This is a genomic window from Methyloglobulus sp. (genome assembly GCF_046714055.1).
Taxonomy (GTDB): Bacteria; Pseudomonadota; Gammaproteobacteria; order Methylococcales; family Methylomonadaceae; genus Methyloglobulus.
On sequence record NZ_JBKKBJ010000167.1, the window covers coordinates 21,039 to 31,210 of the forward strand.

The window sequence follows — 10,172 nt, forward strand, 5'->3', positions numbered from 1 at the left end:
TGAATGTCGCGTGAGGTAGTTCGGCTTTTTTATTGCGTGCGGGTTCTTACTCGCCGCAGCACTGGGAGTGAAAAACATGAATAACGCCAAGACGCACGACCCAAGCGTTAAACAGCAGCAAAAGGGAACTCACGCGAACTTTACGGTGTGGGCGTTAGGATTGATAGCTCTCGTGGTGTTTTGCAACACAGCAGCGGCTATTAACTCCCCGGTGAAAGCTGATGCCGCATCACAGGCCCGGCTGGTCGAAACCTACGGCAAGCTTCCGTTAAGCTTCGAGGTCAATCAGGGACAAACCGATAAAACGGCCCAGTTTCTCGCGCGCGGTACTGGTTATGGCCTGTTTCTCACACCGACAGGGGCGGTTCTGTCGCTGCATAAGCCTAAGGCCGCAGCCCCCCCCAACCGGCATGTTAGCCGCCCCAGCGTTGCGTGCTACGGCTAAAAAGCCACCTACCAACGCCATTCAAAGCAATCAAGACAAGGCGGCCACGCTACGCATGAAACTTGTCGGCGGCAATCCGAACCCGCACATTCAAGGGCTGGATGAGCTGCCCGGCAAGATCAACTATTTTCGCGGCAAAGACCCCAAGCAGTGGCATACCAATATTCCCACTTACGCCAAGAAATCAATCTTACTCAAATCATATAGTGAGGCGTTATGAATACTATTTTTTTACGTCCTGCCCTTCATGGGGGGCTGCTATGGTTGTTATTCTTGTTTAGCGCCGCCACTGGTGCTACGCCAACCATTACCTGGACACCACCATCTGTCACGCAGAAGGTTGCCACCGGACAAACGATAACCGTTCCTGTTAAGTTCACTGCTTCAAAGAATATCAGTAACGCGCTTGTCCGCGTCGTACCCACCCTGGCCCCCTTTGTTGCCACCAATCCTTCATCGTTCCCGAGTATACCGAAAGGCCAGACCATCACCCTCACACTGACCATTTCTGCAGCGGCCTCCTCACCAATAGGCACGTTTGACGGAACCATACAGATAAAAAGCGGCGGCAAAACGAATGCTACGTTCGCTAAACCACTCCCAGTCACTATTTCAGTTAAGCAAGGAGATGCTTCCTTCTCTACATTACCCGATCCAGATAAAATCATCACCGACCCAGAAGGAGCGGTATATCCAGTCAATCAACTATTAATCCTTTTAAATGAAGGATATTCTCGCAGTGATGCAGATAACATAGCGTCGTCGATCAATGGCCGTATTATTGGGGTCATTCCACTGGGAAATATGTACCAACTAGAAGTGCCGGCTGACACAATACAGGAGCTGGAATCTTTTATTGACCTTCTTAGAACTGATCTACGCGTCAAAGCTGTAACACAAAATCTAGAACTCCAACCGCATTCTGTGACGACAGATTTAGAAAACCTGCGTAATTTTGACCCGACTCTTACTCGTGCGTATGACAAGCTGAACCTGGACGGCGCATGGAAATTGATTGCAGCAAGCCCAGTACCACTTCATCCGGTCACTATTGGTATTGTCGATACTGGCATTGATATGAATCATCCAGAATTTAAAGACGGCGTGACTGTTAAAGGTGCTAGTTCTGATAATGGTTCCACCAGCTGCGGAAGAACCGTAGACAGTCATGGTACCCAAGTGGCAGGTATCATTGGGGCTAATAACTTATCCTCGATATCAACATTATCGCCAGATAGTCCTCAGATGAACGGCATTATGTCTGGTGTTGTCCGGGGCATAGAAGACGATGCTCGGGGCAGCATAAAATACGAGTTGCTCGTAAATCCTAAAAATCCCTCTCTTCCCCAAGAGCAATCTTTTGAACGTAAGTTCCTGGGTGAAATTTATGACTACTTAAATGAGTCGATACGTCAAGGCGCCAAGATTATTAACATAAGTATGGGGAACGGACGATGCGATCAATTTCTTCCAAATAAAAAATGTGTTTGTGTACCAGAAGAAACATTTAATGACGTAAGGCTGGCATGGGCAAGTATATTTGCAGTTACTGAAGGAGCTCGTGATGTCCTTTTCGTGGCATCCGCTGGCAACGATGACATAGAGGCCATTTTTAATCTTCCCGGCGGTGGTATTTCTTTAAGAAATTTAATCACTGTTGGCGCAACAACGTTGACAGATAGCAGGGCGATATATCCTCATGGTGCTTCTAACTATGGTATTGGCGTTAATATTGCTGCACCCGGCTCCGTTGACGTTTATGCACCAGGAATTTATACGGAACCACTTGATAGTGATAGAGATGATTATAAGGTTACTGCTAACGGAGTTGTAATAAGCGATTATTTTAGTGGCACCTCTGCCTCAGCTCCAATGGTTACGGGTGTAGCGGGACTGATTAAAGCAATTAAGCCAGAACTTACGCCCAAAAATATTAAAGACATTCTTGTAGCAACAGGGAATGCTATTTCTACCAATCCGCCGATCGGCCCACGTTTGGATGCTCACGCCGCAGTTTGCCACCCAGATGTTTTGGACTGCTCCAAAGCTGCTAAGCTTAATTTATCGTTCAACCCCAACCCTGCTCCGATATCGGCTTCAAGTTGCATTGGTGTTTCCCCTTCGTGGGATTATAAAGCAACGCTCGCAGAGTCCGCCGGGGTGGGTGTTACAATCAATAGTTTTACCTGGGATTTCTACGACGCTGGCGGAAACTTCCTTAACAGACAGGATAACGATGCTACCGACTTTACCGATTTTTTCGATGACTGTGGGCCAGGGTCGCCGTATATAGGTCCGTCGTCCACTGCGTGCGGGAATCTCTGTGTGCATTATGGCGGAGACGACACCGGCGGCTCTGTGATCATGACATTTACTGGCCAGGACGACAACGGCAACACGGTAACTGGCTCAGGTAGTGAAGTCCTACAGGGCGTTCCGGCCTCGCTCCTGCGAACCTTCAAAATAGGACCTGCGAGCTTCGGCGTGCCAAGAGGTGGAAAGGAGCAATAGCGCAGCAGTTTGGCCGCTTGCACACCGTAAGAGGAACCCAACAACATCCGACGGAGCTAAAGGCCGTAAGACGGATAAATTGTAGGGCGGATTAGCCGCGCAACATAAGCGGTCTATCCGTTTTGTTTGTCCTCTGGGCGCGGCGTAATCCGCCAACTGAGGTGTTTATAGCAATGGCGGATTACGACGCGCGGGAAATCCTTACGTATATGAAGATTGGAGAGTTTGCGCGTCTAATCCGCCCTACGAGCTACGAGCTACGAGCTGACTGAAATCAGGGATTTGCTCAAGTCTAAAAATTAATTTTGTTCAATTGAGTTATGGAAACTCCAGTCTTTTTGATGTCAGCCCGGTAGGGTGGGCAGCGCTTTTCTGCCCACCGATTTTATCGGCAAAAGGTGGGCAAACGATAAAGCTGTTTGCCCAACCTACCGCGCTGAAAATATCATCCGGCCTATTCATTCATCAGTTTTTTATAGAGGTGTTAATATGAACCGCCTTACCGCAACATCCTTGGTCTTGGCTTCAGTTGTTCTCTCTGCATGCGCCGTTACGCCTAGGGTGTCTAGTTGGGACGGTCCGCCACGTTTTACCAAGGCGGAAGTCTTTAATGCCGGACTGCAAGCTGGACCACAATGCGGGATGCAAACGACGGCCTCAGATCGTGAATCGGGCACTATGTCGTTCACAAGACAGATAGGCAAAGGTCAGATGATACTTACCGCATCGGTAACGACCAAAGGGAATATCGTTCAAGTTCGCTCAACTGCCAGTTATGGGGGTGGTCTCGCCCTTGCTGGGCTACACGAGGAGATTATCCATAATTTTTACGTTTTTTTATTTCGTAATCTCAATATTACTGATCCCTCTGAGAAAAAAGTCAATATTGAATTACTTCGGTAGTGCAGTTGGGGTGAGCTTGTTAACCCCAACGAAAATGTTATACCAATCCCAATAAATTGTTATTTAAATCCCCTCATCCTAACCTTCTCGGCAACTGCTGCAGTACAGGACGTACTGAATGCAGCAAACGCAGGAGCAGTTTGTCGTCCTGCGTTGCCCTACTTACCTACATCCTTGTAGGCATCCCTCTGGAGAAGGAACAATATGAGAACTTATTGGGATTGGTATTATTGATTCGGCCTTGTGAAGTATTAACTCCCGTTCGCCTGTCGAAAGGCGTGTGTGCTTCGACAAGCTCAGCACGAACGGTTTCAAACATTAAAAGGCCGAATCAATAGTTAACGGTAAAATCTCTAAATATGGTGTGCCTTTTAATGAAGGACTTATTGACTATGGCGTCATAATTCCACACCGTCCTGAAAAATGACTTTTTCAGGAATTCCACACGGTTTTACGAATACCCTTTATTAACAACTACTTCTTATCCCATTAGGGCAAACACCTGTTTAACCCTCCAACCCACAACACCACAATTACGCCGATCGCCGAAACAGGTTCGACGCTAACTCATTCTTTCAGAATAGAACGCGTTAAACTTGTCAATAAACAACCCCAGTTGGTCTTTTGGCAAATGGTTAATCCCCGCCGCCGGTTTTCGGCCACCGCCCGTAGCAAATCCCGAACAAAACTCATCAGCGCCTACCTTGTTGTTTAAAGGCGCCCTCACGCTGACAAGATAGCCACCCTCCTTGTTAAAAGAAAGCACAGCATGGGCTTTTGTGGGATTTAGATTAGCCAAATGATTGCCGAAAACGCCGCTGACCCGCCGCGCCCAGCTTGTGTCGGGCAACAAAAACACAGCGACTGCATTGTTTTGGTATTCTGGTTTGATATTTTCGGCATTTGCCATGTCTTGCTGATAGCCATTCTCCAGCTTCTCAAAAGTGGCATGATTATCAGAGATAAAATCGAAAGGCGAGGCATAGCGAACCATCTCCTGATATAGGATATCCGGCGCAAAATGCAGGTCACCCACACTGCCACCATATCCGTTATAATTGATAGTGATCCCCAGATTCTTCAAGGTTTCCAGTTTAGTGTCGCCTAAAGACAAAGTTGAGGCCAGCTTTTCAGCGCTGTGGTTCAGGTTATCGCCAAATGCTGCCGTCACCGCCCACAAGGGATATTTTCCATTCAGATGCTTATTCACAAGCAGGCTGGTGCATATTGCACTATCTGTATCAATCAGTGTTTTCAAATTAGGGTGGCTAGGAATATCGCCAGACTGGTGATGGTCTACATAGAAAATGGAAGCCCCAGCGCTTAAAAACTCAGCAACTCGGAGGCTGTTTTTTTCAAAGGAAATATCCAATACCGTCAGGCTGTCACCCGAGTTAACCGAAAATTTGTCCAATAATTGGATGTCGCGCTTTATACCTGTAATCAGAACTGATTCAAGCGCTTGGGCTAGACGTAGCTGTATAAGGGCGCAAATACCATCCGCATCGCCATTAAAAACATCATAGTGCATCGCTAATTTCCGATGCCGAAAGGATATTTCGTACGCGTAACAACGCAATGACTTGTTGCACACTTTCTGCCAGGGTTAAGGCGCTGGTGTCAAGGCGTAGCTCCGGTTTCTCAGGTTCTTCATAGGGTGAAGATATGCCAGTAAAATCCTTGATTTCGCCCTTACGTGCTTTTTTATAAAGCCCTTTTACATCACGCTGCTCGCAGACAGACAAGGGACAGTAACAATGGATTTCTATAAAATCCCCATGCGGCATAAGACTTCTGGACATCGCCCTTTCAGCACGAAAAGGGGAGATAAATGCGGTAAGGGTGATTACACCGGCCTCAAGCATCAGTTTTGCGGTCTCACTGATACGCCGGATATTTTCCCTGCGGTCTACATCACTAAAACCTAAATCACCACATAGCCCATGCCGGATATTATCGCCATCCAATACGAAGGTATTAAATCCATATTGAAATAACTGCTCTTCAACGGCGTGTGCCAAGGTTGACTTACCCGCCCCGGACAAACCTGTAAACCAAAGGACAACCGACTTGTGTTTGTTTTTTTCTTCCCTACGTTTCCGGGAGACTGTCGCATGATGCCATACCGTATTTGTGCTTTTATCTAGTTGTGTTTCCATAATTCGTAATGCAAGGTCGTATTGTCTAAAGCAGGGTTTGAATTGAATAGTAGAAAGCTTAATAAGGTATGACGAATTCTATCTGTTTTTAAGAGCCTATTTGTATCACCCAATAATAGTAAAGGTTGCCAGCGCCTCTAATTAAAGCCAAGTAATTGTTCACATTCATAATCAAAAAAGATCAATGCTCAATCGAATATAACTGCATTATAAAAAATGTAATATATGGCATATAAGGCTCATCCCAAAATAACTATCGCACTCACAGGCATGATCAGTACAAGTTGGGCCGATTGCACTACACCATGAATTTAAGATAAGCACAAGGCAGGTTGTTATGGAAATAGGATTATTTTTTAAAGTGCTCTTTTTCCTTCTGTGGCCTTTTTTGTTGATGTATTTGTTTTACCTGACCGACAAAAAGAAATTCAAGGCACGATGGGAAAAATTTAAGCGGCGTGGATTTTTCAAGTGATACCTGGAGGTAGCGCTAATTAAGTCTACCCTGATTTGGATATATCGACAGTTATTCACCCGCCCTGATACCGCCTTAGATCATCCACCGTATCCAGATCCCATTGTGTATTTAATTCGTGATAACTGAGGTTAAGGGATTGTAATCTGGCGCGGGTCAATCCTAAGACTTGCCCAGTTCCCCAGGGCATGTTATCGAACAGGCTTGGTTGCGGTTGATTAAGGCCGATCAGCACATAACCGCCATCTTCCGCTGGTGCTAAAACACAGGGTTTACCCTGGTTTAGCTGGCTTAAGGCCTGCTCAAGATCATCACTTGTAAAGGACGGGCAATCGCAACCGATGACAATCGCACTGCTAAAACGAGCTAAGGCCTGACTAAAAGCATGATGCATCCGTTCGCCCAAATCGGTTCCCTGTTGTAATTGCCGATCTACAGAATAAACCTGTGTCAACGTCGTAAAAAAAGGATGGTCGATAGGCGGCGAACACCATAATTGCACCTCACATAATTGATTTTGCGTGGCTGTTTGTAATGTTTTCTCAGCCAGTTCGCAATGTAGTTGTGCCGCTTCCTCGCCAGTTAATGGCGGAATCAGCCGGGTTTTCATTTGCCCCGGTATCGGCGCTTTGCAGAAAAGCATGATAACCGCTTCTGGATATGCGTACATTTATCCTTGACGGTTAGCCTGTGATTTGAAGGGGATAAGCAAGCATTGCATAAAGCCCAATTCATCTTGCTTACGGTAAGCATTTAAGCCTATATCCATCGTGGTTTGGGAGCGCTTAGGCTCAGAAATATAGGTTTTGCACAGCCTGTCCCAACAGGAAACGGAAAAACCGTAATTATTATCCCTTTCGGTTGATTCTGCGGAATGATGGATGCGGTGCATGTCCGGCGTGATAATCAGCCAGCGGAGTATTTTGTCGATCTTTTCAGGAATCCTGATATTGCTGTGGTTAAACGTCGCCGCCCCATTGAGGATAATTTCAAAGGCGATGATGGCATCAGGATTGCCGCCAATAAGGACAATACACACTGCCTTGTAGAACATTGAGACAACGATTTCCAGGGGGTGGAAACGCACCGCCGTGGTTGCATCAAACTCCAGGTCGGCATGGTGTATTTTATGCAGCCGCCATAACAGCGGCCATTTATGCAAAACGATATGCTGGCAATAAATAGCGAAATCAAGGAGCAGCAATGTCGCCATTATCGACAAGACATTTGATACCTGCCACATATTCAACAGGCCATAACCGTGTTCTGCGGCCATCACCGCACTCATGTACGCCAGACTGCCAACCGTAACCCGCATCAAGATCATGTTTAGCAGGGCAAGCCCCAGATTCACAGGCCAGCGTTGCTGACGGCCAACCTGTTGAACGCGTCTGGGCTTGACGGCTTCCCAACCAACCATGAAACAAAAAATGCCTAATGCCGTGGTGAACCGAATCAGGTCTTCCATTTGTGTCCCTTATCATATAAAAGCGCCAAGGTTTGCGGGTCAACGCCCAGGAAATATCGCAACCGCAAACTCCACATCAGCACTATGGTCCTAAACACCCCAAATTGCTCCCACCGTCTGCCAGAACTAATAACCTTGGTTTTCAGGCAAGCGGGCGGACTTATTTTCTTAAGCTTTTTGCATAGCGCAATATCTTCCATCAAAGGTATGACTGGATACTGCCCTACGGATTCAAACAAATGTTTATCGACGAAAATAACTTGATCGCCCGTAACAATCCCAGTAAGACGGGAACGCCAATTCATGAACAGGGCAACCACTTTTAGCATGGGATGGATACCGCTGAGTTCCACATTAAAGCGTCCCCACAGTCGGTTGGCATTGATTGCCTGTGCAATCTGGTTTAATGCGTCTTCCGGCAAAAAAGTATCCGCATGCAGAAATATCAACACATCACCCACCGCACTTTCAGCGCCGATATTCATCTGGATGGCGCGGCCTTTTGCTGATGAAATGACCTTATTAGCCAAGGGGTTGGCAAGCCTTTTGGTATCATCTATACTGCCGCCATCCACCACAATAATCTCGCAACACTCCCGCAACGGTTGTAACGCCATCAGGCAATTTGCGATGGATTGCTCCTCGTTAAGCGTTGGTACGATGATGGAGAAATACACCACAAACCTGTCTAATGACAAACTCACTTAAAGCCATTTCTATGTGTGGCTTTGATTGTCAGTAGCAGCCAGTTTAGCGGCTTCTTCGAATAATTTATCATCATTGCTTAGAGCTTATCCATAAAATAATGTTCCCCTGATTTTTCGTAGGACGATGACCGAAGCGGCCAGTATGAGCAAGCCGAGATAGCGCCGGTCTATTTTTGCATAACGCACCAAAAGTTTCCTGAACCGGTTAAACCAGGGGTGGCAAACTTCGTCAACCCAGCGCCTGGCCTTGAAATCAGGGTTCATTTTATCGTTCCCACGCTCCGGCGCGGGAATGCAGCTAGAGGGGCTCTGCGTCTCGCACCGCTGGAGCGGTGCATGATTTATTCCCACGCAGAGCGTGGAAACGATGCACTTTGTCAGATTACATGGTCTATATTTTCCAAGATCGTCATTCCGACATGGATTGGCGGCGAGGATTCCATTTCCTCTCCCGCAGTTCCGACCTCCAGGGAAGGAGGAAGTGCGGTAAATGGCCAGGAGTCATTGCCGCCTCCATCCCTGGAGGTCGCCGGAATCCAAGTGCCATGGATGGATTTGAGCTTACCATCCATGGCACTGGATACCCGCTTCCCGGCGGGTATGACGAGCTTGCTATTAATCTGAAAAAGTAGAACTATACGCCGGGTTCATCAGCAGGTTGTCCGGGATAATAAGCAATGTACACGTAAATTGGGATATCAAGCCCGCCTAGATTGTTTTCAATTAACGGCCACACATCGTCCCAGTCCAAATCACCCAAACCGGTGCCTAACCTCGGTAAAGCAATTGAGGCAAGTTTTTCAAAAGTAATCATTTTCACTAGTGCAGTTAACGTGTGCCTGATATTGCTTAGGGTTGCTTTGTCATGGTGACGGTCGTTACTTTCCATGCTTTCATGGGTGATCAGGTTCACAATACGGGCGTTATTTTGCCCAACCCACAGCCAGGCTTCACCCGGCAATGTATTATGTTGATGGCACCAGCGGTTAAGATCTTTTTGTAGGGACGGATATTTGTTACGCAATTCCAAGGCCAAACCTTTATCCATAGGGTCGTTTACCCCAACTCCATGGACAATCGCCTGCGCCTTGCTCAACAGGATGTCACCCTCGACTTTGTATATCATAGTTTCCCCAGTATTGTGCTTTATTCAGGACGTAGGGCGGATTAGACGCGCAAATCTTTCAAGCTTTGGGTAAGTAAAGTTTTTCCGCGCGTCGTAATCCGCCGCATGGGGTGTCCATTCATACTACAGCTCTACAGCTCTTAAAAACCGCCACGAAAAGGCGCGTCCCACTTGAGCGCAATGTTAGGCTTTGGGTGTGTCATTAGCCAACCATGCAAGAAAGTTCCCACGTTGGCGGTCAAACAGTATGAGGCCGAACCTTTCTTTGTCGCTGAGAAAGAGAATATGTCGGATCAATGTGTAGGGGTTCATTGAAATGGTTTAATAATACCGGACACTTCTAAAGACAGATTTATAATGTCGACAGAGGTGAATAAT

The 10,172-nt window shown here is 47.0% G+C and carries 12 protein-coding genes and 1 pseudogene; 5 read left to right on the forward strand and 8 right to left on the reverse strand.

From position 1 onward, the window contains the following. Nucleotides 1–76 precede the first annotated feature (76 nt). The 3 genes from ACLQ6D_RS09945 to ACLQ6D_RS09955 are packed head-to-tail and all read left to right on the forward strand — an operon-like array spanning nucleotide 77 to nucleotide 2,956. Nucleotides 77–445, forward strand: coding sequence for a hypothetical protein (locus ACLQ6D_RS09945; RefSeq protein WP_411727129.1), 369 nt, complete (start codon nucleotides 77–79; stop codon nucleotides 443–445). Further along, the gene (locus tag ACLQ6D_RS09950) at nucleotides 411–665 is read left to right on the forward strand and encodes a hypothetical protein (RefSeq protein ID WP_411727130.1); all 255 of its coding nucleotides are present in this window, start codon (nucleotides 411–413) and stop codon (nucleotides 663–665) included. The genes ACLQ6D_RS09945 and ACLQ6D_RS09950 overlap by 35 nt, the downstream gene beginning before the upstream one ends. Next, nucleotides 662–2,956 carry a S8 family peptidase gene (locus ACLQ6D_RS09955; protein WP_411727131.1) on the forward strand — a complete coding sequence of 765 codons (2,295 nt, stop codon included), beginning with the start codon at nucleotides 662–664 and terminating at the stop codon, nucleotides 2,954–2,956. The genes ACLQ6D_RS09950 and ACLQ6D_RS09955 overlap by 4 nt, the downstream gene beginning before the upstream one ends. Before the next feature lie 318 nt (nucleotides 2,957–3,274). Here the strand turns inward: ACLQ6D_RS09955 and ACLQ6D_RS09960 are convergent, their stop codons facing one another. Beyond that, complete coding sequence (locus ACLQ6D_RS09960; RefSeq protein ID WP_411727132.1) at nucleotides 3,275–3,418, reverse strand: hypothetical protein; 144 nt, start codon at nucleotides 3,416–3,418, stop codon at nucleotides 3,275–3,277. Between the two features lie 27 nt (nucleotides 3,419–3,445). Here ACLQ6D_RS09960 and ACLQ6D_RS09965 point away from each other — a divergent pair, with 27 nt between their 5' ends. Then, nucleotides 3,446–3,859 (forward strand): hypothetical protein, encoded by a 414-nt coding sequence (locus tag ACLQ6D_RS09965; RefSeq protein ID WP_411727133.1) that lies wholly within the window; start codon nucleotides 3,446–3,448, stop codon nucleotides 3,857–3,859. Nucleotides 3,860–4,421: 562 nt separating this feature from the next. On the opposite strand, the gene ACLQ6D_RS09970 is transcribed toward ACLQ6D_RS09965, so the two are convergent. From ACLQ6D_RS09970 to ACLQ6D_RS09995, 6 genes and pseudogenes are all read right to left on the reverse strand, one after another. Continuing rightward, nucleotides 4,422–5,390: a DHH family phosphoesterase gene (locus tag ACLQ6D_RS09970; RefSeq protein ID WP_411727134.1), complete on the reverse strand. Its 969-nt coding sequence runs from the start codon at nucleotides 5,388–5,390 to the stop codon at nucleotides 4,422–4,424. Beyond that, nucleotides 5,380–6,018: an adenylyl-sulfate kinase gene (gene cysC / locus ACLQ6D_RS09975; protein WP_411727135.1), complete on the reverse strand. Its 639-nt coding sequence runs from the start codon at nucleotides 6,016–6,018 to the stop codon at nucleotides 5,380–5,382. Before cysC ends, ACLQ6D_RS09970 begins: the two co-directional genes overlap by 11 nt. A 530-nt stretch (nucleotides 6,019–6,548) precedes the next feature. After that, nucleotides 6,549–7,163 (reverse strand): TIGR04282 family arsenosugar biosynthesis glycosyltransferase, encoded by a 615-nt coding sequence (locus ACLQ6D_RS09980; protein ID WP_411727136.1) that lies wholly within the window; start codon nucleotides 7,161–7,163, stop codon nucleotides 6,549–6,551. Beyond that, nucleotides 7,164–7,961 (reverse strand): sterol desaturase family protein, encoded by a 798-nt coding sequence (locus ACLQ6D_RS09985; RefSeq protein WP_411727137.1) that lies wholly within the window; start codon nucleotides 7,959–7,961, stop codon nucleotides 7,164–7,166. Then, nucleotides 7,949–8,665 carry a TIGR04283 family arsenosugar biosynthesis glycosyltransferase gene (locus ACLQ6D_RS09990; protein ID WP_411727138.1) on the reverse strand — a complete coding sequence of 239 codons (717 nt, stop codon included), beginning with the start codon at nucleotides 8,663–8,665 and terminating at the stop codon, nucleotides 7,949–7,951. Before ACLQ6D_RS09990 ends, ACLQ6D_RS09985 begins: the two co-directional genes overlap by 13 nt. Nucleotides 8,666–8,752: 87 nt before the next feature. After that, a pseudogene (locus ACLQ6D_RS09995) lies at nucleotides 8,753–8,935 on the reverse strand (hypothetical protein); the annotation flags it as partial. Nucleotides 8,936–9,004: 69 nt separating this feature from the next. On the opposite strand from ACLQ6D_RS09995, the gene ACLQ6D_RS10000 reads away from it, so the two are divergent. Then, nucleotides 9,005–9,292, forward strand: a complete 288-nt coding sequence (locus ACLQ6D_RS10000; RefSeq protein WP_411727139.1) for a hypothetical protein — start codon at nucleotides 9,005–9,007, stop codon at nucleotides 9,290–9,292. Between the two features lie 10 nt (nucleotides 9,293–9,302). On the opposite strand, the gene ACLQ6D_RS10005 is transcribed toward ACLQ6D_RS10000, so the two are convergent. Further along, nucleotides 9,303–9,794 carry a macro domain-containing protein gene (locus ACLQ6D_RS10005; RefSeq protein WP_411727140.1) on the reverse strand — a complete coding sequence of 164 codons (492 nt, stop codon included), beginning with the start codon at nucleotides 9,792–9,794 and terminating at the stop codon, nucleotides 9,303–9,305. Between the last annotated feature and the right edge of the window lie 378 nt (nucleotides 9,795–10,172).